Source organism: Mixta mediterraneensis (genome assembly GCF_030283135.1).
GTDB lineage: Bacteria > Pseudomonadota > Gammaproteobacteria > Enterobacterales > Enterobacteriaceae > Pantoea > Pantoea mediterraneensis.
The window spans coordinates 54,048-80,179 of sequence record NZ_JASUAZ010000005.1; the positions used below are offsets into that span (position 1 = coordinate 54,048).

At 52.4% G+C, this 26,132-nt stretch carries 24 protein-coding genes, 4 tRNA genes and 2 other RNA genes; 6 read left to right on the forward strand and 24 right to left on the reverse strand.

Annotated features, from left to right (window positions below):
* Positions 1-17 precede the first annotated feature (17 nt).
* Positions 18-896, reverse strand: a complete 879-nt coding sequence (gene pldA, locus QRY16_RS05450) for a phospholipase A (protein ID WP_289775904.1) — start codon at positions 894-896, stop codon at positions 18-20.
* A 193-nt stretch (positions 897-1,089) separates the two neighbouring features.
* Between pldA and QRY16_RS05455 the strand changes: the two genes are divergently transcribed.
* Positions 1,090-1,560 (forward strand): thioesterase family protein, encoded by a 471-nt coding sequence (locus QRY16_RS05455; protein ID WP_193405731.1) that lies wholly within the window; start codon positions 1,090-1,092, stop codon positions 1,558-1,560.
* A gap of 41 nt (positions 1,561-1,601) precedes the next feature.
* On the forward strand, positions 1,602-2,507 hold the full coding sequence (gene rarD, locus QRY16_RS05460) for an EamA family transporter RarD (RefSeq protein WP_289775905.1): 906 nt from the start codon (positions 1,602-1,604) through the stop codon (positions 2,505-2,507).
* Here rarD and QRY16_RS05465 read toward each other — a convergent pair.
* From QRY16_RS05465 to QRY16_RS05505, 10 genes are all read right to left on the reverse strand, one after another.
* Positions 2,472-3,530: an AbrB family transcriptional regulator gene (locus tag QRY16_RS05465; protein ID WP_289775906.1), complete on the reverse strand. Its 1,059-nt coding sequence runs from the start codon at positions 3,528-3,530 to the stop codon at positions 2,472-2,474. The genes rarD and QRY16_RS05465 overlap by 36 nt on opposite strands.
* Positions 3,531-3,628: 98 nt before the next feature.
* A complete protein-coding gene (corA, locus tag QRY16_RS05470; RefSeq protein WP_193406266.1) occupies positions 3,629-4,582 on the reverse strand; it encodes a magnesium/cobalt transporter CorA in 954 nt (317 codons plus the stop codon).
* A gap of 187 nt (positions 4,583-4,769) precedes the next feature.
* Positions 4,770-4,826, reverse strand: a complete 57-nt coding sequence (gene ysgD / locus QRY16_RS22195; RefSeq protein WP_419776112.1) for a YsgD/CorL family protein — start codon at positions 4,824-4,826, stop codon at positions 4,770-4,772.
* 66 nt (positions 4,827-4,892) lie between these two features.
* Positions 4,893-7,055: a DNA helicase II gene (uvrD, locus tag QRY16_RS05475; RefSeq protein WP_193406267.1), complete on the reverse strand. Its 2,163-nt coding sequence runs from the start codon at positions 7,053-7,055 to the stop codon at positions 4,893-4,895.
* A gap of 54 nt (positions 7,056-7,109) precedes the next feature.
* Positions 7,110-7,826, reverse strand: a complete 717-nt coding sequence (gene yigB / locus QRY16_RS05480) for a 5-amino-6-(5-phospho-D-ribitylamino)uracil phosphatase YigB (RefSeq protein ID WP_193406268.1) — start codon at positions 7,824-7,826, stop codon at positions 7,110-7,112.
* Positions 7,823-8,728, reverse strand: a complete 906-nt coding sequence (gene xerC / locus QRY16_RS05485) for a tyrosine recombinase XerC (protein ID WP_193406269.1) — start codon at positions 8,726-8,728, stop codon at positions 7,823-7,825. Before xerC ends, yigB begins: the two co-directional genes overlap by 4 nt.
* On the reverse strand, positions 8,725-9,429 hold the full coding sequence (locus QRY16_RS05490) for a DUF484 domain-containing protein (RefSeq protein ID WP_289775907.1): 705 nt from the start codon (positions 9,427-9,429) through the stop codon (positions 8,725-8,727). Before QRY16_RS05490 ends, xerC begins: the two co-directional genes overlap by 4 nt.
* The gene (dapF, locus tag QRY16_RS05495) at positions 9,426-10,250 is read right to left on the reverse strand and encodes a diaminopimelate epimerase (RefSeq protein ID WP_289775908.1); all 825 of its coding nucleotides are present in this window, start codon (positions 10,248-10,250) and stop codon (positions 9,426-9,428) included. The genes QRY16_RS05490 and dapF overlap by 4 nt, the downstream gene beginning before the upstream one ends.
* A 29-nt stretch (positions 10,251-10,279) precedes the next feature.
* Complete coding sequence (gene lptM / locus QRY16_RS05500; protein WP_193406272.1) at positions 10,280-10,480, reverse strand: LPS translocon maturation chaperone LptM; 201 nt, start codon at positions 10,478-10,480, stop codon at positions 10,280-10,282.
* 147 nt (positions 10,481-10,627) lie between these two features.
* Complete coding sequence (locus tag QRY16_RS05505) at positions 10,628-13,186, reverse strand: class I adenylate cyclase (protein WP_289775909.1); 2,559 nt, start codon at positions 13,184-13,186, stop codon at positions 10,628-10,630.
* Between the two features lie 314 nt (positions 13,187-13,500).
* Here QRY16_RS05505 and hemC point away from each other — a divergent pair, with 314 nt between their 5' ends.
* From hemC to hemY, 4 genes are read left to right on the forward strand one after another with little or no spacing between them, the layout of a single operon-like run.
* Positions 13,501-14,442: a hydroxymethylbilane synthase gene (gene hemC, locus QRY16_RS05510; RefSeq protein ID WP_289775910.1), complete on the forward strand. Its 942-nt coding sequence runs from the start codon at positions 13,501-13,503 to the stop codon at positions 14,440-14,442.
* Positions 14,439-15,179 carry a uroporphyrinogen-III synthase gene (gene hemD / locus QRY16_RS05515; RefSeq protein WP_193406275.1) on the forward strand — a complete coding sequence of 247 codons (741 nt, stop codon included), beginning with the start codon at positions 14,439-14,441 and terminating at the stop codon, positions 15,177-15,179. Before hemC ends, hemD begins: the two co-directional genes overlap by 4 nt.
* Before the next feature lie 24 nt (positions 15,180-15,203).
* Entirely contained in the window at positions 15,204-16,337 is a 1,134-nt protein-coding gene (gene hemX, locus QRY16_RS05520) for a uroporphyrinogen-III C-methyltransferase (RefSeq protein WP_289775911.1), read from the forward strand.
* Between the two features lie 2 nt (positions 16,338-16,339).
* Complete coding sequence (gene hemY, locus QRY16_RS05525; protein ID WP_289775912.1) at positions 16,340-17,536, forward strand: protoheme IX biogenesis protein HemY; 1,197 nt, start codon at positions 16,340-16,342, stop codon at positions 17,534-17,536.
* 538 nt (positions 17,537-18,074) lie between these two features.
* Here the strand turns inward: hemY and QRY16_RS05530 are convergent.
* The 13 genes from QRY16_RS05530 to rfbA form a co-directional block, all read right to left on the reverse strand.
* Positions 18,075-18,204: non-coding RNA, RtT sRNA (locus QRY16_RS05530), on the reverse strand.
* A 33-nt stretch (positions 18,205-18,237) separates the two neighbouring features.
* A non-coding RNA gene (locus QRY16_RS05535) (RtT sRNA) lies at positions 18,238-18,367 on the reverse strand.
* A 32-nt stretch (positions 18,368-18,399) separates the two neighbouring features.
* Positions 18,400-18,476 (reverse strand) — tRNA-Pro (locus QRY16_RS05540).
* Between the two features lie 21 nt (positions 18,477-18,497).
* Positions 18,498-18,584, reverse strand: a tRNA-Leu gene (locus QRY16_RS05545).
* Between the two features lie 16 nt (positions 18,585-18,600).
* Positions 18,601-18,676 (reverse strand) — tRNA-His (locus QRY16_RS05550).
* A 102-nt stretch (positions 18,677-18,778) separates the two neighbouring features.
* Positions 18,779-18,855, reverse strand: a tRNA-Arg gene (locus QRY16_RS05555).
* Between the two features lie 158 nt (positions 18,856-19,013).
* Positions 19,014-19,754, reverse strand: a complete 741-nt coding sequence (gene wecG, locus QRY16_RS05560; protein ID WP_193406278.1) for a lipopolysaccharide N-acetylmannosaminouronosyltransferase — start codon at positions 19,752-19,754, stop codon at positions 19,014-19,016.
* 37 nt (positions 19,755-19,791) lie between these two features.
* On the reverse strand, positions 19,792-21,135 hold the full coding sequence (wzyE, locus tag QRY16_RS05565; protein ID WP_289775913.1) for an ECA oligosaccharide polymerase: 1,344 nt from the start codon (positions 21,133-21,135) through the stop codon (positions 19,792-19,794).
* Positions 21,132-22,199 carry a TDP-N-acetylfucosamine:lipid II N-acetylfucosaminyltransferase gene (gene wecF / locus QRY16_RS05570; RefSeq protein WP_289775914.1) on the reverse strand — a complete coding sequence of 356 codons (1,068 nt, stop codon included), beginning with the start codon at positions 22,197-22,199 and terminating at the stop codon, positions 21,132-21,134. The genes wzyE and wecF overlap by 4 nt, the downstream gene beginning before the upstream one ends.
* Positions 22,196-23,446: a lipid III flippase WzxE gene (gene wzxE / locus QRY16_RS05575; RefSeq protein ID WP_289775915.1), complete on the reverse strand. Its 1,251-nt coding sequence runs from the start codon at positions 23,444-23,446 to the stop codon at positions 22,196-22,198. Before wzxE ends, wecF begins: the two co-directional genes overlap by 4 nt.
* The gene (gene rffA, locus QRY16_RS05580; RefSeq protein WP_193406282.1) at positions 23,446-24,576 is read right to left on the reverse strand and encodes a dTDP-4-amino-4,6-dideoxygalactose transaminase; all 1,131 of its coding nucleotides are present in this window, start codon (positions 24,574-24,576) and stop codon (positions 23,446-23,448) included. The genes wzxE and rffA overlap by 1 nt, the downstream gene beginning before the upstream one ends.
* Positions 24,563-25,270: a dTDP-4-amino-4,6-dideoxy-D-galactose acyltransferase gene (gene rffC / locus QRY16_RS05585; RefSeq protein WP_289775916.1), complete on the reverse strand. Its 708-nt coding sequence runs from the start codon at positions 25,268-25,270 to the stop codon at positions 24,563-24,565. The genes rffA and rffC overlap by 14 nt, the downstream gene beginning before the upstream one ends.
* Positions 25,248-26,129, reverse strand: a complete 882-nt coding sequence (gene rfbA, locus QRY16_RS05590) for a glucose-1-phosphate thymidylyltransferase RfbA (RefSeq protein WP_289775917.1) — start codon at positions 26,127-26,129, stop codon at positions 25,248-25,250. The genes rffC and rfbA overlap by 23 nt, the downstream gene beginning before the upstream one ends.
* Positions 26,130-26,132 lie beyond the last annotated feature (3 nt).

The window sequence follows — 26,132 nt, forward strand, 5'->3', positions numbered from 1 at the left end:
CTGTTTTACGTCGTTGATCAGAAGAGGTCGTTCAGCGTCACGCCCACACCAATTCGTGTTTGACGATGGTTGTAGTCGATCAGCGATTCGCCATAACCGCTGTACAGCTGGGTATAAAAGCGAACATGTTGCGTGACAGGATAGCTCCAGCCCAACTGCGCGCCGCCATAACCGGTATTCCAGTTGTATTGGCCTTCCACACTGAAGATATTGTCACCCATCATGTAACCGAGCTTCAGGCGGTAATAACCCATGTATTTGGTCATGTCTGGGTTATCATCATTTTTTTCATTCTCGGGGATGCGATACCACGGTTTGATTTCAGCCAGAAAATTGTCATGTTGCGCCATCAGGCGTGCGTAGACACGGTTCCAACTGCGTGAAGTCGGGTCACTACGGCCATTTGATTCATGGTTCAGACCCACTTCAACATCCCGTAACGTCCAGCCCGCGAAGGAGTAATCTGTCGCCCAGCCCAGAAAAATTTGCGGTTCGTAGTTAGTTTCACGAAACGGCGCAGACTGGCTTTGATTCGATAGCTGCCACCACGAACGTTGCGTATAAGACGCCCCTAATACGGAATTATCGCCCAGAATACCGCGCCACAGAGGAAATGCCAGACTGAGCTGAAATTTCACTTCATCTTTACGGGCATCCTTACCCCAGCCATAAGAGGAAATCGCCTCTTTATTCATGTTGCTGGTATAGGTGTAGAGTACGTAGTTGCTTTCATACGGATAAAGCACGAACGGGTTATCATGCTTTTCCAGCATGTTGGCAATAATACTACCGCGGACTTGCGGTGTATCATGGATTTCTCGAATCGTGGCTTCATCTGCCTGCGCCAAAGCAGAAAGTAACAGCATTGCCGCCAATAAGGCGCGGTACTTACGCATAAAATTCTCCGATGAGCGCTGCGTACTTAAAATAGCGGTGTGAATATCTTAAAAAAGCAGGTCATTCTACACGCAAATGAACCTTAAGATGAGCGCAGATTTCCTAAACTGGAAAGCCCCTCGCGAGGGGCATAGAATACATATCTCATTAAAATTTCGCGCCATTTGGCGATCATTTTCGGGACAATAAACCATGTCATCAGGGCTGTTGACTCAGCAGGAAGCGCGCCGCCTTATCGGTGAAATTTTTGTTTATCATATGCCGTTTAATCAGGCATTAGGGCTGGAGCTGGATCGCCTTGAACCTGAGTATGCGGAACTGAGCTTTGCCAATAAAACCATGCTGGTTGGCAACGCCGCACAGCAGATACTTCACGGTGGCGTGATCGCTTCAGTATTGGATGTCGCGGCAGGCATGGTCTGTGTGAGCCACGCGCTAACACGACAGGAAAATATCAGCGAAGAAGAGTTACGTCAGCGCCTGTCGCGCATGGGAACCATTGATATGCGCGTCGATTATTTACGCCCAGGGCGCGGCGAACGCTTTACTGCCACTAGCAGCCTGCTGCGTGCCGGTAATAAAGTCGCGGTAGCGCGCGTCGAACTGCATAACCAACAAGGCGACTATATCGCTACGGCAACTGCCACCTATTTGATTGGATAACCCTACGCGGCATACGAAAATCGCCGCTTTTTGGATGGTATATGGATACACAACAAACGCGCCAGGGCATTGGCTTTGCTCTTGGCGCTTACTTTATTTGGGGCATTGCGCCCGCCTATTTCAAGCTAGTTAAAGAGGTTCCGCCTACCGAAATTATGACGCATCGCGTAATTTGGTCCGCGCTGTTTATGCTGATTTTAATTACCCTGAGCCGCAGATGGGGACAAGTACGCAGCGTGCTGCGCCAGCCCAAAAAGGTGCTGATTCTCGCAGTAACCGCACTGACCATCGGCGGCAACTGGCTGCTGTTTATCTGGGCGGTGAATAATCAGCATTTGCTGGAAGCCAGTCTCGGCTATTTTATCAATCCGCTCATTAATGTGTTGTGCGGCATGCTGTTTCTGCGGGAACGCTTCCGCCGCCTGCAATGGCTGGCGGTGCTGCTGGCGACATTAGGTGTACTGGTGCAGCTTTGGCAGTTTGGATCGCTGCCCGTTATCGCCCTTGGCCTGGCATTGAGCTTCTCCTTTTACGGCCTGATACGTAAAAAAATCCAGGTCGATGCGCAGAGCGGCATGTTAATTGAAACAATGTGGCTGTTTCCGCTGGCTGCCCTCTATCTGTTTGGCTTTGCCGACAGTAGCACCAGTCATTTAAGTGCGAACCCGATGAGCCTGAATTTCAAGCTGATCGCGGCCGGTATTGTCACGACCATTCCGCTGATGCTGTTCGCGGCGGCCTGCACACGCCTGCGTCTTTCAACAGTGGGCTTCTTTCAGTATCTTGGCCCAACGCTGATGTTTCTGCTGGCGGTGCTGTTTTATGGCGAAACCATTACCTCAGATAAAATGGTGACCTTTGGCTTTATCTGGCTGGCGTTAATCGTGTTTATTTTCGATACCGTCTACCATTCAGTTCGCGCCCGCTCGCGGGTGAGCATAGCGTGAAATAAAGCGCGCCAGGGCTGGGTCCGTCAGCAAAATGGTGAACAGGCGCAGCGTTTGCAGCGCCATCACAAATGCAATGTCCACCCGGCTGCCCGCCGCAATGATCGCCACCGTGTCCAGACCACCTGGGCTAGTGGCGAGATAAGCCGTCATCAAATCAATGTGCAATACCCGCGTCAGTAACCACGCTGAACCGCCACATAACAGCATCAGGCCAATGATTGAGACGATCATTTGTGGCAATGTCCGCAGCGCTAACAAAAATACCGGGCGAGTAAAGCGCAGGCCGACACTCCAGCCAATTAACGCGTAAGCCAGCGCCAGTAGCCACTCTGGCACCTGCAACAGCGCAACGCCGGAAGAGTGTAATCCCGCGCCCACCAGTGCAGGCAACAGCAAGGCGCCAGAAGGTATCCGCAGCCTGGTGCCGAGCCATGCGCCCGCAAACATCACGCCTAACGTTATCAGAAATCCCTGATTCAGCGGCGGAAACCACACCTGAGAAACGCTGTGCGCCGAGTCCCCCAGACCGATGCGCGCCACAATGGCTGCCGCTGTCGCAACAAACAAAACGCGTAAATATTGCATGAACGCCACTAAACGAACGTCGGCACCAAAGTCACCAGCCATCGCGACCATGGCCGATGCGCCGCCTGGCGAGGATCCCCATGCGCCAGTCGGACCAAGCAGATCGCTGAAGCGCACCAGCAAAAAACCGGATAAGCCGCTGGCAGCCAGCGTGAGCATCAGCACGGCTACCACTACCGGCCAGTCTTGTAGCAGCGGCGTCAGGATTGATGGCGACAGGGTTTGTGCAATCATGCAGCCCAATACCGCCTGCGCCAGTAGAAAAAAACGCTTATTAATGCGCAGCGACGCACCTGACAGCCCCATCACAACACCGACAATCATCGGCCCCAGTAACAGCGCGGCAGGAACGTGAAAAGACTGGAACAACACACCTAACAAAACCGATGCCACCAGCAGCAACATCCATTGTGTGCGCAACGAGAGAGAGTCCATAAAGGTTGGATATATTGAGAAAAAGAGGTTTCAGATTACGCAGATTTGCCAGCGGGAGCCAGCAAAACGGGCCGCGTTAAACGGCCCGTAACAAAAAATCATAACCAGTTTTTACGCTTGAAATAGAGATACGGTGCCAGACCGGCAAGGATCATCAGGCCAATGGCTGCCGGATAACCAAAGCTCCATTTCAGCTCTGGCATAAAATCAAAGTTCATGCCGTAGCTTGATGCCACCAGTGTCGGCGGCAAGAATACCACTGAAACTACCGAGAAGATTTTGATGATGCGGTTCTGCTCAATGTTGATAAAGCCCATTGCTGCCTGCATCAGAAAGTTCACCTTCTGAAATAACGATTCGTTGTGTGGTAACAGCGATTCAATATCGCGCAGGATTTCACGCGCCTGTTCTAACTGGTTGCCCGGCAAACGCGCCTTACGCACCAGAAAATTCAGCGCTCGCTGGGTATCCATCAAACATAAACGCACCTTCCAGCCAATATCTTCCAGCTCGGCCAAACGCGAAAGGGCCTGATCATACTCTTCGCCCTGTTGGCCTTCCATGATCACCCGGCTGAGTTTTTCCAGCGCGCTGTAGATGTTCTCGATTTCATCCGCAAGCTGTTCGATTTTGGTTTCAAACAGGTCCAGCAGCAGTTCATAAGCGTTGCCGTCAATCAGGGTTTGATTACGGGCGCGCATGCGATACAGGCGAAACGCCGGGAGTTCGCGTTCACGCAAGGTATACAGGCGACCTTCACGGATGGTAAAGGCTACGGTGGCGTTTCCGGCATGGTCTTCAGCATCTTCATAAAAGAAAAAAGAGTGAATGTGCAGGCCATCTTCATCCTCGAAGAAACGGGCGGATGCTTCGATGTCTTCCAGTTCCGGACGCGTTGCCAGGCTTTGGCCTAACTCGGTTTGTACACGCTCACGTTCGCCCTCTTCCGGTTCGATCAAATCAACCCAGACCGACGTCGTCAGTTTATGCGTTTCGTCTTCAAGTTCCAGGCGCGTCAGACGGCTTTGATCAAGTTTAAATGCGCTCAGCATAGCAATACTCCCCATTGCAGACTTAATGGGACAAGGCTGTACGCCGTTCTGCGACTCAAAACGGGCACGGCTAACACCTGAACACGGAAACGCGCGTTTCAAGAAGAAATCAAAGCTGACTCATGCGACGGGATTAAAAAGGGAGGTCGCTGATAACCGCTAAGGCTACCCGCGTAAAGAGGTAGCCTTAGATGTTATTCCTGTTAACCAGGTAATCGAGCCAGCATCGACTGGGCGTGTCCAAGGCATTGTCCTCTCATGATAATAGTGGGCGCATGTTACGCTGAGACGAAAATGTCGTCAACAGGCGCTAAAGCGTTTCCAGTTTGGCGTAGGCGACCACTAACCATTTGATTCCCTGCCCATGAAACGCGACCTGAAGTCGGCTGTGTTCACCGCTGCCTTCCAGATTGACGACGGTGCCTTCACCAAATTTAGCATGCTTTACCCGCTGACCAAGGGCAAAGCCGCTGTCGTTTTTCGTCACCTGTGTACCCATACGTTGATGACTGACCGGGCGGCTTACGCTGGCGCGCAGGCGCACTTCTTCTATGCAGGCTTCGGGCAGTTCGCCAATAAAGCGCGAAGGACGGTGATACACCTCTTTACCATATAAACGACGGGTTTCCGCATAGGTCAGCGTCAGTTTTTGCATCGCACGCGTCACGCCCACATAGGCCAGACGACGTTCTTCTTCCAGGCGCCCCCCCTCTTCCAGCGACATCTGGCTGGGGAACATACCTTCTTCCATACCGACGATAAATACCTGGCTGAACTCCAGCCCTTTTGCCGAATGCAGCGTCATTAACTGTACTGCATCCTGCCATTTATCCGCCTGGCCTTCGCCAGCTTCCAGCGCGGCGTGCGATAAGAATGCCTGCAATGGCATAAGATCTTCGTCTTCATCCTGATAGCTGAACTGGCGCGTTGCCGTGACCAGTTCCTCAAGGTTTTCAATACGTGCCTGGCCTTTTTCGCCTTTCTCCTGCTCATACATCAGCCACAAACCTGAATCTTTGATCACCCGATCGGTTTGTACGTGCAGCGGCATGTCGGCAGTTTCTGTTGCCAGTGAATCAACCAACTCGCAAAAGCGTTGCAGCGCAGAGGCGGCACGACCTGCCAGTGCTCGCGTCTGTAATAACTCACGTGTCGCCTGCCACAGAGTCAGCTGTTTTTCACGCGCGGTTTGACGCACCACGTCCAGCGTACGATCGCCGACGCCGCGCACCGGCGTATTCACCACGCGTTCATAGGCAGCATCATCGTTACGATTGGCCATTAAGCGCAAATAAGCCAGCGCATCTTTAATTTCCTGACGTTCGAAAAAGCGCATGCCGCCATAAATGCGATACGGCATGCTGCTCTGCAACAGCGCTTCTTCCAGCACACGCGACTGGGCATTGCTGCGATACAGAATTGCACAGTCCGCCAGCGCGTTGCCGTTTTCATGCCAGGCCTTGATGCGATTCACCACAAAGCGCGCTTCATCCAGTTCGTTAAAGGCACAGTAAATGGAGATCGGCTCGCCGTCGCTGCCATCGGTCCACAGCTCTTTACCGAGGCGACCATTATTATTGGCAATCAAGGCGTTAGCCGACTTCAGAATATTATTGGTAGAGCGGTAGTTTTGCTCAAGACGAATGGTTTCTGCGCCAGGAAAATCCTGCAAAAAGCGCTGGATATTTTCGACCTGGGCGCCACGCCAGCCGTAAATCGACTGATCGTCATCGCCAACGATGATTACGCGACCGCTGTCACCTGCCAGCATGCGTATCCAGGCGTACTGAATGTTATTGGTATCCTGAAATTCGTCCACCAGCACGTTGGTAAAGCGTTCGCGATAGTGATTCAGAATATGCGGCTTGTTGAGCCAAAGCTCGTGGGCGCGCAACAGCAGCTCGGCAAAATCCACCAGCCCGGCGCGGTCACAGGCTTCCTGATAGGCCTGATAAATACGCAGCCAGGTTTGCTCAACTGGATTGCCATAGTTCTCAATGTGTTGGGGTCGCAGCCCTTCGTCTTTTTTACCGTTGATGTACCACATGCCCTGGCGTGCAGGCCATTGCTTATCATCAAGGTTCATAGCTTTGATCAGGCGTTTTAGCAGACGCAGCTGGTCTTCGCTGTCGAGAATTTGGAAATCCTGCGGCAAACCGGCATCAAGGTGATGCGCACGCAACAAACGGTGTGCTAAGCCGTGGAAGGTGCCGATCCACATTCCCCCCTGACTGGTGCCAATCAGCTGATCGATACGGTGGCGCATCTCCGCCGCCGCTTTGTTGGTAAATGTCACCGCCATAATCGAGTAAGGCGAGCAATTCTCTACCGACAGTAGCCAGGCAATACGATGCACCAGAACGCGCGTTTTTCCGCTGCCCGCGCCTGCCAACACCAGCAGGTTACTGCGCGGTGCCGCCACGGCATCGCGCTGTTTGTCATTCAAGCCATCGAGCAGATCAGAAACGTCCATAAGCACCAATAAGTCAGAGAAGATAAAGCAAAATACTGGATAAATTCACAGCCATTATAGCAGCGAGGTAAGGGATGCCAACTGTGAAATTTCAACGTGCGGCAGCAAGCGTGCATCATTGATGTGCATCAAATTGCCCTGACGCAGATTAATCCAGCAGGCCTGCATGCCGCAGCGCAACGATCCAGCCACGTCGGTAGTGAGATCGTCGCCCACGTGAAGAATATGCTGCGGCGCGATGTTGAGGCGTTCAGCCGCCAGGTGATACATATCCTGCCACGGCTTGGCGCGTCCATCGGGACCGGCACGCAGCGCGAACTGGAAGTAATCGGCAATGCCCATTTTTTCTGGCTGCGCATTGCCATTGGTGATCGCCACCAGCGGCACTTTTTCAGCCAGCAATTTTAAGGTTTGGTGTGTCTCTTCCGGCATCTCAACTTCGCTGCGCCATTGATGGAAAACCGCCATTACCTGCGCTGCGCCGGAAAAAGCCTGCTCAGGAGGCAATCCGGCATTCAACATTGCCAGCTCTACCGAACGGCGACGCCACTCTGAGACATCGTGATAAATTTCTGGTTCACGTCGTAGCAGCTCGTCACGCAGCGCCTGATAGGCTTCCTGGGTGAATTCCTGTAATGCGGGATGAAATCCCTGCAGCGCAGCATGGGATTCAGCTGTGGTTTTACGGATCACCGGATAATTGTCGTAAAGCGTGTCATCAAGGTCAAAGGTAATGGCTTTGATCGCTGCCAGGGGGCGATAAAACTTCATGTTTTCTTTCCTCGTTTGGCGCGGGGATGCGCAGCATCATACACCGAAGCCAGATGCTGGAAATCGAGATGGGTATAAATTTGCGTGGTGGCGAGGTTGGCATGCCCCAGCAACTCCTGCACCGCCCGGAGATCGCCACTCGACTCCAGTAAATGGGTCGCAAAAGAGTGGCGAAGCTTATGCGGATGGATATGGCTGGCGACGCCCTGTCTGATGCCCCACTGTGCGAAGCGTTTTTGCACATTACGCGCCGAGATACGATGACCACGCGTGGACAAGAACAATGCATCATCCTCACAGCCAAAACTGACGCGTAATGGCAACCAGTGTTCAAGCCAGGTTACGGCAGTGCGGCCAATCGGTACGCGGCGCTCTTTGCTGCCTTTACCCATTACCCATACCTCACCCGAGGCCATATCAATATGGCGGCAATCCAGGTTCACCAACTCAGAAAGACGTAATCCACCGCCGTACATGACTTCCAGCATGGCGCGATCGCGCACCGACAACGGGTCGTCAAAATCAATTTCCAGCAGCTGATTTACTTCATCGACATCAATATTTTTTGGCAGGTGACGCGTTTTGCGGGGAGTCGCAATCCCTTTGGCTGGATTAGCACATAACATGCCCTGGCTGACTTGCCAGTCGAGAAAGCTGCGTAACGCGGAAAGGCGCAGCGCAAGGCTGCTGGCCGACAGGCCGGTGCGGCGACTACGCGCAGCCATAGTTCGCACTTGCGTAGGTTCCAGCTGCGTCCAGGCACTGATTTTCATCTCATCGGCAATAATCACCAGTGCCGCAAGCTGTCGCGCATAGTTACTTTGTGTGAGCGGACTAAGCTGGCGCTCCACTTTCAGGTAGCGCAGAAACTCGTCGATGGCACTCTGCAGCGGGCTGCTCATGCGCGTTCTATCCAGCGCATCAGCAAATCAGGCATCATTTGTGCCAGATGCTGCAACAGCAAGGTGCCCATACCAGACTGATAGTGCTGACTGTCGCGGCTGCTGAAAATCAGCACGCCTAAATCGCCGTTATCGCCCATTAAAGACATCGCTACCGAGCCAATTGCTTTAGCCTGCGGCAACAGCAGCAGCAATTCCGGGCCATTAAGGCTGCCCAGATAATGATGCGCATTGCCAAAGCGCTGGATACGTAATGGCTCAAACACCTGACGCGACAGCCCCAGCTGGATAAAGTCGGAAGGTGCGCCAACATGCCATTTATCGCTGAACAGACGAACATTCGCGCCTGCCAGGCCCAGCTCGCGCGCCCAGCGATGCAGGCGATTCAACATTTCCTGTAACGAGTCGGCCGCCGCCAAATGCCCTTGCAATGACAGCAGGCGATCAAACAGCTGATGATTATTGGTGGCCTGCTCCATCAGTAAAGTGATCTCTTCTTCCAGCTGCTGGATATGATTACGCTGGCGCGCCATATGCCATTCCACCAGCGATACGCTGCCACGCACCGGATGCGGCACCGCCATTTGTTCGACCTGGCGGGCGTTGCGAATAAAAAAATCGGGATGCTGACGCAGATAATCGCTTACGGCCTGATCGTCCAGCAAGACCGTATTGTCGGCTTGCTCTTCGATAATTTTCATAGATGAATAAACCCATCGTAAACATGTGTGGCTGGACCCGTCATATATAACGGTTGTCCAGCGCCTTTCCAGGCGATATGCAGCGTACCGCCAGGCAAATCGACCCGAACTTTCGGTGCCAAAATCCCCTGCTGAATGCCGCAGGCAACCGCAGCACACGCACCGCTGCCGCACGCCTGAGTTTCACCCGCGCCGCGTTCATAAACGCGCAGGCGAACGTGTTCAGGATTGACCACTTCCATAAAGCCAACATTGACGCGTTCCGGGAAGCGTTCGTGGCTTTCCAGGACCGGGCCTAAAACTTCAACTTGCGCTGTTTTGACGCTTTCGACCTGAATCACACAATGCGGATTCCCCATCGATACCGCACCAAACATCACTGTCTGTTCGGCCACACGCAGCAGGTAGAGATTTTCCGCCTTATTCGCACGGAACGGCACCTGCTGCGGTTCAAAATTCGGCTGGCCCATATTGACGCACACCTGATCGTCTGGCGTGACGCTCAGTACCATACGTCCGGCCTGGGTGCTGACGCGAATGTCGTTCTTATTGGTCAAGCCTTTCAGCTGCACAAAACGGGCAAAACAGCGCGCGCCATTGCCGCATTGTGAGACTTCGCTACCATCGGCATTGAAGATACGATAGTGGAAATCGAGATCGGGATCGTAAGGCGGCTCGACAATGAGTAGCTGATCAAAGCCGATCCCCAGATGACGATCGGCCAACCGGCGAATCAGTTCAGGCGAAAAAAAGACGTTTTGTGTGACTGCGTCCACAACCATGAAATCGTTGCCAAGGCCGTGCATTTTGGAGAACTGCATTTTTTGCTCCGCCGGATACGCCATAGAAATTAGTTCGCCTGAACGCCCGAATCGCCGCTCACTAAACCGCCAACATCCGCTTTAGTCGCGGCTGCTTTTTGCGCCTCCGTTGGTGCTTTTTGTGTTTTCGGCTGTGTCTGCGGCGGGAAGTAAAGCGGTCCTTTCAAGCCACAGCCTGCAAGGCTTGTTAGCGCCAAGGCGATTCCCAACAGGCTAATTACTCTCTTCATTCTTTATGCTCTTCATGTCCTTTACCTGGATGCTTATCATCGCAGTTGAAGTTGGAAAAGCAACAGGAAATGCCCGCAAATAGCGTGAGCGTTGTGACAAGCTGTGAAGTTGGCGGTTGCCCGTTCAGAACGGGCAACCTGCCGGGATTAGTGTACCTGGTAACGCGGCTGATAGTCGCCGTGGTCGTTATCCGGTTGAGAAGCGCACAGCTGCGCCAGCGTCTGACTGCGGAAAGGGATCACCTGAAAACGCTCACCCGTGTTCACAATTTGATAAAACTGCGGCAGGTTAAAGTTAATGAAACTAGAACCGTAGGTGAAGCGATCGTGCGAAGAGGAGTAGAAGCGGCTGACGTCGCGTACCAGCTCCTCTTTGCTGCCTTCACAGTGGTGATAAACCTCAACCCGGTTGGTTTCATCCAGAATATAGATATTGAAGCCGCGATCGTTGGTCGTATCTTCAAAGAAGAACTGGATAATCCCTTCACTTGCATAGGCGTTAACGACCGGCGGCAGCGGCGTTTGGTTGGTTTCCACTTTGATCGATAAACCATGCAGTTTGTTATTAGAAATCGCCCCATAAAATTCAACGGCGTTTTCTAATTTTTGCACCGAAACACTCATGCGTTCAAAGAACAGACCCCATGTCTCGCCCGCCATGCGCAGCGCTTTAAAACGCCCCGGTTCCTGACGCGTACTGGAAAGACGCAGCTCAATGCATTCCGACGCCAGCTGTTGTACGCGGGTACGAATTAAACCGCGCAGATGCTGACTGTAACAGAACACTTCCACTGTATCTGGCGGTGACGCATCCTGATGCATTTTGCCCAGAATCGTTTTCAGACCTTCGATCATCGCCTGTTCGCCGCTGAAATGCAGAGTACGGACTTCATTCCACGAGTTGCGATACAGCAGATCGATGCTGCCAATTAAGCATTGCTGCTGTTGGCCAAAGCTGAAGACATCCAGCTTACGGAAATCAAAATGCACCACCTGATTACGGAACGCTGAGGTCGGATCGTATTCGAGGTTAACGATAATGGCCAAATGGCGAATTTCACAGGGGCTATACAACGCTTTTGCCGTCGGTGAAGGCACTCGCAGCGGGAAATGGCTGGAGACATCGTTTACCAGCTCCTGCAAACGCGCCAAATCACAGATTTCATTCCCTTTAATATGCAGGCGCGTTTTGCTGGTTAACAAACCATTAAACCACGCCCATGCCACCAGCTTGTTCAGATAGCGGTTATATTCCAGCGGCTGATGGCTAATAATCGAACTCATATCCGGTGACTGATTATACAGATACCAGCCGGAACGGTTTGCACGCCCCGGCGGCACATGGATAAAGGTCAGGTTCTCTTCCGACAGGTCAGGCGAGATTTGCGGGTTCACCAGGGTGACTTTACCCGGCAAAGCTTCAAATGCGGCATACAGTTTACGTGTCAGCACGCCAATATCCTGCGGGCTGGCGCTGACACTTAAATTGTTGCGGCGGGCAAAGCGGATCAGATTGCGATAGCTTTGCATCATCGCATCCAGCAATTCATTATGGGCTTCGCGGACACGCTCAATTTTCCACTCAGCGCGGTTATCCAGAATCGCGAGTTTTTCTTCATCCCAGCCCCACTCTTTCACCAGCTGCGACAAAATTTCACGCCGCCAGCCAGAGCGATGAGAATGCTCTTCACTGGTGAGTTTTTCGCATACTTTGAGGTAGAAACAGCGACGAACCAGGTCGAGTCGCGCCTGGTCGTCAACGCTGGTCAAATAATGCGTGACGCGTTCCAGCATCATGCAATAGGGATCAAGACCGAAGCAGACAATTTCACCATCATGCAGGCGCTGTTTAATATCCATAGCCAGCAGTTGTGTGTTGGGATATTCCCAGCTGTATGCTTCCAGCAGCAGGGTTTTCAGCACTGCTTTGTACGGCGAATCAATACTTTTATAGAGTTGCCACAAGCTGGCCCCGAAATACTCTTCCGCTGACAGAGTGCCGAGACCGCCTATATCCAGCCATTCGTTGGGCGTTAACACCCCTTTAGCATAAAGCGACATCACGTATTCGTCGTAATGGTGCTCTTCTTCGCCCGGCACCATATTCCACAGAATACGCTTGCCAGCCATGCGTACCGCCGTGCGGTAGAACTCGTCCAGCAACAAAATATGTTGGGTAGATCCGCAATCTTCGCCGCCGAGGTTACCGCTTTCGTTATGGCGGAAACGGTTTTCATCAATCAGAAAGAAGCTGACTTCAACACCCATCGACACGCACCATTTCTGCAACAAAGTACACTTGCGTTGCAAATTGAGGCGTTCTTCATTGTCGAGCCAGGATTGATGGCAAACCCAAATATCAAGATCTGATACGCTGTTTTGGCCCACGGACGACGTGCTGCCCATTGAATAGATGCCGGTAATGGGCATTTCGCCTTTAGGCGCATCCGCCAGCGCGAAGTCGCGATCGCCCGTCAAATCAGCCAGTAATCGAAGCTGATTTTCTTCAGGCGTGAAGAAGCTGATGCCATGTGGAACGTTACCTTCAAGGTAACCCGGCATCAGCGGATGTTGATAATGTAATAAGGTTGGCAGCAGACTGTAGACGCGCTGGAAAGCGGGTCCCATGGCAGCCAGCGCACGATCAATTCGCAGCTGATTGATGGCATCCAGTCTCTGTTTCAGTGTCTCAATGTAGAGGTACAAGACGTTTCGCCTGATAGTCCCAGTGTTTAAGCAACTTGTTTCCAAACTCTGCCGCTTAATAATAAAGATGTCGTGCAGATTATTGCTGGAAACGTGATCAATCTATCACTCGACAGGTTGACCGTAAAGAAAGTTGCGCTACTTAACAGTTTAGCACGTTCCTGCTAGCGTCCCGCCTTTTCGGACTCTCACCCTCGGTTTCCCTCGGTTAATACGGGGAAATCCAGCAGCGAACCGTTTTCAATCCGTTGAAACTGTCAGCATTCCCCTATCGATGATAGGATATTCGATGAACGATCAAAATGGTTAACAGCATGTTAGACAAAATTTTCAGAATTGCTACAAGACAAAGCCCTCTCGCTTTGTGGCAGGCACAATATGTACAGCAGCGCCTTATGAGCGCTCACCCCGGCTTGCGCGTTGAGCTGGTCCCAATGGTCACCAAAGGTGACATCATCCTCGATACACCACTGGCTAAGGTTGGTGGTAAGGGCCTGTTTGTTAAAGAACTCGAACTCGCTATGCTGGAAAATCGCGCCGATCTGGCGGTACACTCTATGAAAGATGTGCCGGTAGATTTTCCCGCAGGTTTAGGACTGATGACCATTTGTGAACGCGACGATCCACGTGATGCGTTTGTTTCTCATCATTACGAATCGATTGACGAACTGCCGCAGGGCGCGGTTGTGGGTACATCCAGCCTGCGCCGCCAATGCCAAATCAGTGCACGTCGGCCTGATCTGGTCATTAAATCGCTGCGCGGTAATGTGGGAACGCGTCTGGGCAAGCTGGACGCCGGTGAATATGACGCGATTATCCTTGCCGCTGCGGGATTAAAACGTTTAGGGCTTGAAGAGCGTATTCGCCAGCCAATGCCAGCAGAAATTTCTTTGCCTGCTGTCGGCCAGGGCGCGGTAGGCATTGAATGTCGCCTTGATGACAGCACGCTGATCGGGTTGCTACAGGCGCTGAATCATGAAGATACCGCTGTGTGTGTCAAAGCTGAACGCGCGATGAATACGCGCCTTGAAGGCGGTTGTCAGGTGCCGATCGGCAGTTTCGCGCTGTTAGAAGGCGACCAGCTTTGGTTGCGCGGCATGGTCGGCGCTCCAGACGGCAGCGCAATGGTTAGCGGTGAGCGTCGTGGCTCACGCGATCAAGCGGAACAAATGGGCATTTCGCTGGCGGAAGAGTTACTTGACGGCGGCGCGCGCGAAATTTTGCAGGCTGTTTATCAAGGGCAGCCTTCCGCATGACCATCCTGGTGACTCGCCCGGAACCCGCAGCGGCAGAGTTAGTGACGCGTCTGCATGCGCTGGGAAAACAGGCGTGGAGCTTGCCGCTAATTGAGTTCGCCCCAGGCGGCGATCTCGATCGCTTGCCCCAACAGTTAGCTGATTTACGCCCTGGTGACCTGGTTTTTATGCTTTCACAACAGGTTATCCATTTTGCTCATCCGGCGATGCAGCATGCAGCCGCAGCATGGCCGGCTGACGTAGTCTATTATGCAATTGGACGTAGCACTGCGCTGGCGTTTCATACCATCAGTAGTTTGCATGTGACTTATCCTCATGCCCAAGAAACCAGTGAAGAACTCATTCAGCTGAATGCGTTACAGCAGGTCGAGCACAAACGTGCCTTAATTTTACGTGGCAATCCTGGCCGCGAATTGCTGGCCTCGACGCTACGCAGCCGAGGGGCAGAAGTCACGTTTAGCGAATGTTATCAGCGCTGTGAGAAACAGTACGACGGCGCGATTGAAGGTAAACGCTGGCGCGAGCGCGGTATTACAACTTTAGTCGTGACCAGCGGTGAAATGCTGCAACAGCTTTTTTCGCTGTTCCCCGCAATTGATCGTGAGGAATGGTTGCTTAACTGTCGACTACTGGTCGTCAGTGAACGTTTGGCTACCCTGGCCGCAAATTTGGGTTGGCAGGATATTCAGGTAGCCGATGGTGCCGATAACGACGCGCTGCTGCGTGCGTTACGCTGAACTTAACAATGGGATGTGCCACATATGACGGAACAAAAAGACTCCTCCGCCATGGTTGAAGAAACCACCCCAGCGGTTGATCACTCTCCTTCCTCCAGCAACAAGTCGCCGCGTAATCATAAAAACGGTACTCTGGTGCTGGGCGCAGTGGCGATAGCGATCGCGCTGGCGATGGGTGCCGGTTTATACCTTAATGGGAAACATCAGGCCGATTTACAGGCACAAACCAACCAACGCCTGAGCGAACAATTAAACGCCCTGCAACAACAGGCGAATAACGATAAACAGCAGCTTACGCAGCAGCTAACCAGCGCCGAAAGCGCGCTACAAGCCGCGCAGACACAGCAGGCCAGTTCCGCAAAGGAGCTGGAAACGCTACGTGAAAAAATGGCGGTAATTTCTGGTAATGACGTGCGTAGCTGGTTACTGGCGCAGGCAGATTATCTGGTTAAACTGGCAGGCCGAAAATTGTGGAGCGATCAGGATGTGACCACCGCGGCTGCGCTGCTGAAAAGCGCAGATGCCAGCCTGGCAGATATGAACGACCCGAGCGTAATGAATGTTCGTCGTGCGCTCACACAGGACATCAGTACACTGTCAGCCGTAAGCCAGGTCGATTATGATGGCATTATTCTCAAGCTGAACCAGCTATCAAACGGCGTCGATAATCTGCGTCTGGCCGACAATGATAGCGATGATGCGCCGATGGATAGTGATAATGGCGAGCTTTCCAGTTCGGTGCGCGAGTGGCGTCAAAACCTGGTGAAAAGCTGGCACAACTTTATGGATGATTTCATTACCATCCGCCGCCGCGACAACACGGCACAGCCGCTACTGGCACCGAATCAGGACGTTTATCTGCGTGAAAATATCCGGTCGCGTCTGTTGATCGCCGCGCAAGCCGTGCCACGTCATCAGGACGAAATTTACAGGCAATCAATTGATACTGTTTCGACGTGGGTCCGTGCCTGGTACGACACTAATGACGCCGCGACCAAAGCATTTCTTGCCCAGCTGGACGAGTTAAGCCAGCAAAATATCCACATGGATCTGCCTGATAACCTGGAAAGCCAGCCATTGCTGGAACAGTTGATGCAAACTCGCGTGCGAAACCTATTAGCACAGCCTTCCGTCGCTGCTAATCAGCAGGGAGGCTAAATATGCTCAAGGTATTTATCCTGTTTGTGCTGTTAATTGCTGGCGTGGTTTTTGGCCCGATGATCGCCGGTCATCAGGGCTACGTCCTTATTCAAACCGATAACTGGAACGTAGAAACCAGTGTAACCGGTTTGGTGATTATCTTAATTATCAGCCTGTTGGTGATTCTGGGTGTGGAATGGCTACTGCGTCGTCTGTTCCGCACCGGCGCGCGTACACGCGGCTGGTTTACCGGACGCAAGCGTCGTCGTGCCCAGCGCCATACCCAGTCAGCGATGATGAAGTTAGCTGAAGGCGATCACAAGCAGGCCGAAAAGCTGTTAGCGAAAGATGCCGACCATGCAGATGTGCCGGTCGCTAATTATCTGCTGGCGGCAGAAGCAGCGCAGCAGCGGGGCGATGAAATTCGAGCGAATCAGCATCTGGAACGCGCGTCTGAACTGTCTGACAACGATGTGATCCCAGTGGAAATTACCCGCGCACGTATTCAGCTGGCCCGTAATGAAGACCATGCTGCCCGTCACGGCATTGATCGCCTGCTGGAAGTTGCACCCCGTCACCCTGAAGTGCTGCGTCTTGCCGAAAAGGCGTACGTTCGCACTGGTGCATGGAGCGCGTTGCTGGATATTCTGCCTGCCATGCAGAAAGCGCAGGTAGGCGATGAAGCTCATCAGACAGCGCTGCAACAGCAAGCCTGGCTGGGTTTGATGAATCAGGCGATGGCCGATCAAGGCAGTGATGGCCTGAAGCGTTGGTGGCATAACCTGAGCCGTAAAACCAGACAGGAAACGGCGCTGCAAGCAGCGATGGCGGATCATCTCATTGAGTGTAATGACCACGCTACCGCGCAGGAAATTATACTGGATGGTCTGAAACGGCATTACGACGATCGTCTGGTGCTGCTGATGCCACGCATTAAAAGTGATAATCCAGAAGCGCTGGAAAAAGCGTTACGTCAGCAGATCAAACAGCACGGTGCAACACCACTGCTGCACAGCACACTGGGTCAGCTATTAATGCGTCATGGGGAATGGCAACAGGCTGCTGACGCGCTACATCAGGCGCTGGCACAACGTCCGGATGCTTTTGACTATGCTTTGTTAGCGGATGTCTATGATCGACTGCGTCGCCCGGAAGAAGCAGCGAAAATGCGTCGTGAGGGGTTATTGCTGACGTTAAAGAACAATCCTAACGCTTAATATCATTACTTTTTTCACGCCGGGCTTGCCCGGCTTTTTTTTTGCCTGCCACTTGTTAAACGGCAGGCAAAAAAACACCTGCCAGAAGCAGGTGTAAGATCAGGTCGGTAAGACAACTGGAAGGTACCCGACTCAACGTGGTGTCAGTTAACCCTGTAAAGCTTGCGCGATACAGGCAGCCAGACAACAGGTACCCAAAATTGGCTCTGCATCATTCCTGGGTTTATGTAGCATTCGCAGACATAAGAAATGGAATGAGCATCTACGGTTAGATTATTGCATAAAGCGTGCCATTGTAGCACTAGACTTAAAAAAATTTTATTTTCAGTAAGTTGCTTAATATATAAGACCGCGCATCGCAGACATGTGTCGGTGTTAAGCGACGAAGAGGAAGATCACTGTCGCTATTTTACGACAAGCCTGATAAATCCTGTAATAACCTATTTTAATCAATAGGTTAATCGTCTCACATCAACAACAGTATCTGTTAAGATTTTACCTGACCGAAAAACTGCCTTTTCAGAACAATTCCTAAAACTAGTCGGCGAGAGAGGATGACGCTTCCCGCTGAGAGGCGCCCTGCGGGCCGTTGCTGAAGCAACGTTGTCTCGCTTCGCTCGGCTCAAACCTCCTTCGGAGGTTCTCATCCTCATTGACTTCAGGCGAAAAAAAACCTGCCTTTTCAGGCAGGTTTCTAAAATTGGTCGGCGAGAGAGGATGACGCTTCTCGCTGAGAGGCGCCCTGCGGGCCGTTGCTGAAGCAACGTTGTCTCGCTTCGCTCGGCTCAAACCTCCTTCGGAGGTTCTCATCCTCATTGACTTCAGGCGAAAAAAACCTGCCTTTTCAGGCAGGTTTCTAAAATTGGTCGGCGAGAGAGGATTCGAACCTCCGACCCTCTGGTCCCAAACCAGATGCGCTACCAAGCTGCGCTACTCGCCGATTTTTTTAATTTGTTTTGCCTGGTGCGAAGAGAGGGACTTGAACCCTCACGTCCGTTAAGACACTAACACCTGAAGCTAGCGCGTCTACCAATTCCGCCACCTTCGCGTATCCCAGCAAAATCTGGGGTGGCTAATGGGACTCGAACCCACGACAACTGGAATCACAATCCAGGGCTCTACCAACTGAGCTATAGCCACCACTGTACTGAATGTTGCAAGTAAAAAAACTTACAGCATTTAATTCTTTACTGCTTACTAACTCGGTAATAAAACCACCGCAGCTCTTGCGCACAAACTCAATGGCGCGCCCGACAGGATTCGAACCTGAGACCTCTGCCTCCGGAGGGCAGCGCTCTATCCAGCTGAGCTACGGGCGCGTAGCGCCGTTGCGGATGTGCATACTAGAGATAAGCGCCCATCGTGTCTAGTGCTTTTTAAATAAAAAAACGCGTTTGATTACGCTTTGTGCATTTCGTCGACAAATACAGCGCTTATCTCACTTGCGCTGAAAAAAACGCAGCATTTATCAGCAACATCAGAGATCCCCCCGCCAGTGATAGCGAAGATATTTCACTAGCTTTAACTGCCTGCGCCAGCGGCTCGGCTGTGTCATTAGACGATACAGCCACTCCAGCCCTAATTTTTGCCATATTTTTGGTGCACGCTTCACACGCCCGGTAAAAACGTCATAGGTGCCGCCTACGCCCATATAGAGCGCATGCGGCCAGTGTTGCCGACAATCCTGCATCAACAATTCCTGACGCGGCGATCCCAGCGCGACCGTCACCAGCCGGGCGCCACTGGCTGCAACGCGCATAAAAAGCGCTTCACGGTCGGCAGGGGCAAAGTAGCCATCCTGAGCGCCAACAATATTCACATTCCACTGGCGACGCAGTTTGTCGCAGGTTTCATCCAGTACCGCTTGTCGCCCGCCGATTAAGAACACGGGTGTGCCTTCGCGACCGGCTCGTTCCATTAATGCTTCCCACAAATCCGCACCGGCAATACGCGCTACCGCCGCGTTTGGGTATTTCTTGTGGATTGAACGCACAATACTGATGCCGTCAGGATAGTTAAATTCGGCTTGCTGCAATAGCGTCCGTAACCGCTCATCATGCTCAGCAGTGAGCATTTTTTCCGCATTAATCGCCACTAATGTGCCGCTACGCACGCCCTCTTCCGGCATGAGAAAATCAACAAACGACGCCATGCTGTCGAAACCATACAGCGCGACGCCGCGAATAGAGTACTGCGGCGTGTCAGGTAACTTTGTCATAGTCGTTTTATCTTTTTTCCTCAATCCCAAAGGCTAATCAGGACGAACGTTGTAATACTCGCCCGTCCCGGCTGCGAATTAACCCAGCACGATCCAGTAACCAAAAAAGTAATTTTGCGACGCCCAAACAGGCAGCAAAAATAATGCAGAAAAACACCACGCGCGAACCAAAGGCATCCAGTCCTTCGCGCGCCAGTACAATCATATTGAACACGGCACCAAAGCAGAAGCTTTGCAAAATAGCGCCGCTGTAGCGATTCGTTTCGTTGCAGCCTCGCGTGTACAGCGCATCAAAGGCTTTAATAATCATACCGACCGCAATGGCACCCAGCGGAATCGCCCAAACGCCGCCCATCACCAGCAGCGAGCCGATCAACGTTGGCGAAATTGCCAACCCGGAATGGTTATTAAGCACGTCCCAGGTAAAGTAATTGGCGCTGTTCAGCACTGTGGCCGGGCGTTCTGGCCATAGCCAACTCGGGATAAATACATAGAAATCGCGCCATAATGGCGCCAGAAACTGAAATTCTATCTTGTGATAGTTATCCAGCAGCAACGCCAGATTTTCCCACGGAGAGAAGGTATCGCGCGTCAGATAAAGAAAAGTGTAGAACGCCTCATTGCCCATGACGTCAAGGTTATAACGCCGCAATGCCAGCCAAAACATACCGCAAATTGCCATCACGCCCGCCGCTGCCAGCATCCATAAAGTAATCCAGCCGCGGGTAATGCCGATAAATAAAAACAGCGCAAAAGCGATGATGATGTTAGCACGCGTCCCGCCCACTAGCGCGTAAGTCAGCAAGCCAAACGCGACGGTCACTACCAGGAAAAGCAGCCAGTTGCGCTGTGAAGGGCGCAGGAAATAGGGAATAAGCATCGCCGGAATAAAGAAATAAAAGAAGCGCTTGAGCGCTACGCCGGATACTTCACTGGAAAAAATTTGGTTATACGCGGTAAGCCTGAACAGCAAAAATCCATTGTGCAGGAAAAATACCGTGACAGTACCCAATGCGACTAACGCCAGAATCAGGCAGGTTAAATGTGCTTCTACCCGATTTACCTGTAACCAGGGTTTAGCAGGTGGCGCGTTGATCGGCCTGAGCCGCACCTTATAGCCAATGTAATAGATAGCGTAGAAAGCGCCTGCTGAGAGTAACGCCTGCAACAGAAATTCCGGCGGCACCACTTCGGTATTAAAGCGAAACACCAATATACACGTTAGCGGAAAACCGAAATAAAAAGTCAGTAAAAATAACAGGGTAAAGAACAGATGGAAGTTAAACCGCACCCGCTTAAATTCCCGCCAGGTTAAGGTCAGAATAAAGCCGAGTGACAGCAGATAAACCACCAGCAGACCGCTAAACTGCGTCAGGTTCATGACGGTTCCTCTTCGCAAAGGCGTAACGCTGCCCGCCAACCCGCCAGATAACCTGGGGCAAAAAAAGCGATGGTCTGTTTATCACAGTCCGCAAGCTGGCGCCGCGCCTCCGCCACCACGGCTGTGTTGAGCGCATCTTCGCTGAACAGTACCGGAAGTTGCTGTTCAGCGACATCCCGCCAAAAAGGGTTTTTGCGACTGATAACAAACGGCACGCCAGCCTGAATGAGCAGACACAGAGTGCCGATGCCTTGCTGGCGTTCGAACATAAAATAGCCTAAATGGCAGCGTGTAAGCAGTGCTAAATAATCCTTAAACGCCAGATTATCGCGCAATAACCGCACTTGCCCGGCCGGAAACAGTGCCTCCGCCGCCGTTTTAACGCGTTCAATATAGGCATCATTATTCGGCGGATACCCCAGCGGCACCACAACCTGTACCTGCGTGCCAAACTGCTGGCGGATAGCGTTTAGACCTTCTGTGTGGCGGTTGCTGGCATCACCTGAATTACCGAGCAGAATCGTAAAATTCTCTTCCGGTTCGGCTTTTAACACCGCAGCCGGCATTTTAGTTGGAAAATAGAGTAGCGATGCCGGAACGCTGCCGTGGCGTTGCTGGTATTGGTGTAAATCGCCGCGCGTGGCAAACACCCGCGCGACTCTGCCCTGCGCGATGCGACGCAACAGATAAAACAGACGAAACTTTAGGCTGCGCGAATCCTCATACAGATCGGCCCCCCAGACATGCCAGAAAATCTGCGAGCGACGCACTTTACCACTTAACAGCGCCAGCCAGATCCACGGATTAAACTGACCATGGCAGAAAAAACGTTGCTGACGACATTTCGCCCGTTGGATAAGCGCTTGTGCCAGCGCTTTCTTACTGCTGAACGTTTCGATATACAACGCGCTAAACATCTGCATATTTTCCGGCTGCTGCGTGACGACCATAAAATGACGCAGCAATGCGGACGGCTGCTCAACGCTCATTATGTCGTTGAAAAAGCGCAGCACCGTTATATTGTGATGGGGAATATCGGATCCCAAAACGTGAATCAAAGTCATTTTTTCCGACAATAAATAATGAAAGCGCCACAGCAAAGGGCGAAATAGCACACATAGGTGAACATATAAGCTTGCGCAGCCCCCGTAACGCCATGTTGTGGAATGAGCCAACGGGAAAAGAGCGTTAGCAAGATGAACTGGCTGATTTCCGTCAAAACATATAAACGCAGCGAGGCTTTGGCGATCACCAGATAGCCAAAAACGTACGCGCCCACTTTAAACACGTCACCACACAGCTGCCAGACAAACAGATCGCGCATACCGCGAAAGGCATCAGAAAATAGCAGATCAATGGCCACATCACGTAACAGCCAGACACAGAAACTGGCGGCGGCTACGGCAGGCAATACAAAGCGCAATGCACGAGCAATTTCCCGGGCAATGTCGCGCTTATGCTCCAGACGTGCCAGCGTAGGCAATAACCAGACGCTAAAGGTCGCGGTAATAAACTGTAGATAAGCGTCAGAAATGCTGGTAACACCTTGCCACAAGCCAACTTGCGACCAGCCTTCCTGCGTTGCCAGTAAATTACGCATCATCACCCAGGCGACGGGCAATGTAATGGCGGTAATCAGTGCCATTACGGTGTATTTTGCCAGATTACGTGCAATATCCGGTTGCCATTGCGGACGTAGCCAGCTCAGCGGCAGCGGTATACGCTGCTTCAGCACCACTATCGCCGGTAGCAACACGAGCGCGGGCACCAGCGCCAGTCCAGTCAGCGCGCCTTGATACCCGCCCAGCCACCAGCACAACACATAGCCAGCCACGCCGATTACGCTACCAAAGATCAGTGCCAGCGCATTGCCGCGAGCATCGCGGTAACCTTTAAGCAGCGCCAGCGTCAGATTAGCCCAGGCAATGCCGAGCTGTAAAAACGCGACAGCGCGGATCACCGCCTGATAACGAACATGACCAAACAGCGCTTCGCTGACTGGCGCTGCGGCCAGCAAAAACACCAGCGCCAGCAGCGTAGAGAACCCGGTGACCATCGCCGACGCGGTGCCGACTACCGCACGTAGCCATTCTGGATGCTGCTGTGACTGTGCCACATATGTTGTCACACCATTGAAAATGCCAGCGCCCGCGAGCACGCCTAATACGGTAATTAACTGACGGAAGTTTCCTGCCTGTCCAACGCCTTCCGGGCCAAAGCTCACCGCCAGCAGTTTAATCACCAGCAAGCCCGCAATAATTTTTATCAGCGTGGACGATGCCGTCCACACCGAGGCTTTGGCTAAGGACATCAGGAAAAGAAGCTCAGTAAGGAACTGATAACCGTACTTTGGTTATTGTCCGACAGGTTATAAAACAGCGGGAGCCGCAGCAGGCATTCGCTCTCTGACGTGGTAAAACGGTCCTCGCCGAAAAAGCGTGAAAAACGCTGCCCTGCGGGTGAACTGTGCAGCGGAATATAGTGAAAGACGGTAAGAATTTCTGCCTCTTTCATCCAGTCGATCAGCGCCTGACGATCGTGTTGATCGCGCAGTTTTAAATAGAACATATGCGCATTATGTTTACAGTCGGCTGGGATGGTTGGCAGCGTGATACGACCTTTCGCTGCCAGCGGTTGTAACGCGTCGTAATAACGTTGCCACAAGCGCAAGCGTTGCTGATTAATGCGGTCGGCGGCTTCCAGCTGCGCCCAAAGATACGCCGCCTGTAAATCAGCCATTAAATAGCTGGATCCCATGTCACGCCAGGTATATTTGTCCACCTGTCCACGGAAGAACTGGCTGCGATTGGTGCCTTTTTCACGGATAATTTCTGCGCGATCGATCAAACTGGCGTCATTGATAAGCGTTGCTCCGCCTTCACCGCCTGCCGTGTAATTTTTAGTTTCATGAAAACTGAAACAGCCAATATGCCCGATACTGCCAAGCGCACGGCCTTTATAACCCGACATCACGCCCTGCGCCGCATCTTCTATCACGAACAGATCATACTTCGCTGCCAGCGCCATAATCGTGTCCATTTCGCAGGCCACGCCCGCATAATGCACCGGCACAATCGCGCGCGTTTTATCAGTAATGGCCGCTTCGATCAGTCTTTCATCTATGTTTAACGTATCGTGGCGAACGTCAATAAATACAATTTTTGCACCACGCAGCACAAACGCATTGGCGGTAGAGACGAAGGTGTAACTTGGCATGATCACTTCATCGCCAGGCTGAATATCGATCAACAGCGCCGCCATTTCCAGCGAGGCAGTGCAGGATGGCGTCAGCAAGACCTTTTTACTCCCGAAACGTTGCTCCATCCATTGCTGACAGCGACGCGTAAAACCGCCATCGCCGCACAGTTTGCCGCTGCTCATTGCCGATTGCATATAGTCGATTTCGGTGCCCACAATCGGGGGCGCATTAAATGGAATCATGACCTTTCCTGTAGAACCAGTACGCGGTACTTTCCAGCCGCGCACCGCTGCGTAAATAGAGGCGCATCGCCGTAAGATTGCTGAGTTGTGTCGCGACGCGCAGCTGCTCCAGCCGTCGCACCCGGCCCCAGTCAGCCGCTGCAAGCATCAAACGCTGGCCTATGCCGTTACCCTGTGCATCTGGCAGCACCGCCAGCAGGCCGATGCGCGCAGCGCCCTCAACTTCACGCAGCGAGACAAATCCTTGCAATGCGCCGGTTTCATCGCTGGCAATCAGGCACTGATTATCGAAAGTACCGCGTACCGCATTTTCAATCCATTGCGCATAAAATCGGCCGCTGTCTTTAGCAGCATACCAGGGCGCACGAAAACGACTTTGGCTAAAGGCCCGGCTAGCCGCGTCGCGCAGAGCGGGGATTTGTGATTCCCGCGCGATCCGTACACCGGTTTGGCGTTCGGTACGTTTGATATTGAGCGCTAAATCCGCCTCACCTTCCACCAGCTGGAAGCCATGCTGGCTGAGCGAGTCCAGCACCCCGGTTTGCTCAGCAGGTACTTTCATTTGCAGCAGCGCGCAGGGATGTTGCACCGCCGTTGCCAGCGGCAATTCGCCATTGAGATCCAGCCGTACGGTGTCAACACCGAAAAACTGGCTTTCCCAGGCTTGCGGATTAATATTGACGAGGACGGGCATGTAACAAATCCAGTAAATACTGGCCATAGCCAGTTTTGATTAAGGTCTCACCGGCGGCACGAAGCTGATCGTCACTTAACCAGCCATTGCGCCAGGCTATTTCTTCCAGACAGGCGATTTTAAAACCCTGACGCTTCTCAACCGTCTGTACAAACATGCTGGCTTCAACCAGGCTGTCATGAGTTCCGGTATCAAGCCAGGCAAAGCCGCGACCTAGCAGTTCAACCGATAATGCTCCGCGCTCAAGGTACATTTGGTTGATAGCGGTGATTTCCAGCTCACCGCGCTCAGAAGGTTTAACCTGTTTCGCAAATTCAACCACCTGGCGATCATAAAAATACAGGCCGGTAACCGCCCAGCGTGATTTTGGTTGCTTCGGCTTCTCTTCAATCGACAGTGCATTGAAGTTTTCGTCAAACTCCACCACACCAAAACGTTCGGGATCCATAACCTGATAGCCAAATACCGTTGCGCCCTGATTGCGCTGCGCCACTTTCTTCAGTTTAGGGCTAAATCCCTGACCAAAATAGAGATTATCGCCCAGAACCAGGCAGCAGCTATCGTTGCCAATAAACGATTCGCCAATAATAAACGCCTGCGCTAAGCCATCCGGGCTGGGCTGTACCGCATAAGTCAGCTGAAGGCCAAATTCACTGCCATCGCCCAGTAAACACTCAAATTGAGTGCGATCGTCCGGCGTGGTAATTAACAGAATGTCGCGGATCCCCGCCAGCATCAGCACAGACAGCGGATAATAAATCATCGGCTTGTCATAAACCGGCAGCAGTTGTTTCGAAACGGCCCGCGTAATCGGATGTAAACGCGTGCCCGATCCGCCTGCCAAAATGATGCCTTTCATCTC

Coding starts and splice junctions, on each gene's coding strand:
- pldA (WP_289775904.1), bottom strand. CDS start 896: ATGCGTAAGTACCGCGCCTTATTGGCGGCAATGCTGTTACTTTCTGCT.
- QRY16_RS05455 (WP_193405731.1), top strand. CDS start 1,090: ATGTCATCAGGGCTGTTGACTCAGCAGGAAGCGCGCCGCCTTATCGGT.
- rarD (WP_289775905.1), top strand. CDS start 1,602: ATGGATACACAACAAACGCGCCAGGGCATTGGCTTTGCTCTTGGCGCT.
- QRY16_RS05465 (WP_289775906.1), bottom strand. CDS start 3,530: ATGGACTCTCTCTCGTTGCGCACACAATGGATGTTGCTGCTGGTGGCA.
- corA (WP_193406266.1), bottom strand. CDS start 4,582: ATGCTGAGCGCATTTAAACTTGATCAAAGCCGTCTGACGCGCCTGGAA.
- uvrD (WP_193406267.1), bottom strand. CDS start 7,055: ATGGACGTTTCTGATCTGCTCGATGGCTTGAATGACAAACAGCGCGAT.
- yigB (WP_193406268.1), bottom strand. CDS start 7,826: ATGAAGTTTTATCGCCCCCTGGCAGCGATCAAAGCCATTACCTTTGAC.
- xerC (WP_193406269.1), bottom strand. CDS start 8,728: ATGAGCAGCCCGCTGCAGAGTGCCATCGACGAGTTTCTGCGCTACCTG.
- QRY16_RS05490 (WP_289775907.1), bottom strand. CDS start 9,429: ATGAAAATTATCGAAGAGCAAGCCGACAATACGGTCTTGCTGGACGAT.
- dapF (WP_289775908.1), bottom strand. CDS start 10,250: ATGCAGTTCTCCAAAATGCACGGCCTTGGCAACGATTTCATGGTTGTG.
- lptM (WP_193406272.1), bottom strand. CDS start 10,480: ATGAAGAGAGTAATTAGCCTGTTGGGAATCGCCTTGGCGCTAACAAGC.
- hemC (WP_289775910.1), top strand. CDS start 13,501: ATGTTAGACAAAATTTTCAGAATTGCTACAAGACAAAGCCCTCTCGCT.
- hemD (WP_193406275.1), top strand. CDS start 14,439: ATGACCATCCTGGTGACTCGCCCGGAACCCGCAGCGGCAGAGTTAGTG.
- hemX (WP_289775911.1), top strand. CDS start 15,204: ATGACGGAACAAAAAGACTCCTCCGCCATGGTTGAAGAAACCACCCCA.
- hemY (WP_289775912.1), top strand. CDS start 16,340: ATGCTCAAGGTATTTATCCTGTTTGTGCTGTTAATTGCTGGCGTGGTT.
- wecG (WP_193406278.1), bottom strand. CDS start 19,754: ATGACAAAGTTACCTGACACGCCGCAGTACTCTATTCGCGGCGTCGCG.
- wzyE (WP_289775913.1), bottom strand. CDS start 21,135: ATGAACCTGACGCAGTTTAGCGGTCTGCTGGTGGTTTATCTGCTGTCA.
- wecF (WP_289775914.1), bottom strand. CDS start 22,199: ATGACTTTGATTCACGTTTTGGGATCCGATATTCCCCATCACAATATA.
- wzxE (WP_289775915.1), bottom strand. CDS start 23,446: ATGTCCTTAGCCAAAGCCTCGGTGTGGACGGCATCGTCCACGCTGATA.
- rffA (WP_193406282.1), bottom strand. CDS start 24,576: ATGATTCCATTTAATGCGCCCCCGATTGTGGGCACCGAAATCGACTAT.
- rffC (WP_289775916.1), bottom strand. CDS start 25,270: ATGCCCGTCCTCGTCAATATTAATCCGCAAGCCTGGGAAAGCCAGTTT.
- rfbA (WP_289775917.1), bottom strand. CDS start 26,129: ATGAAAGGCATCATTTTGGCAGGCGGATCGGGCACGCGTTTACATCCG.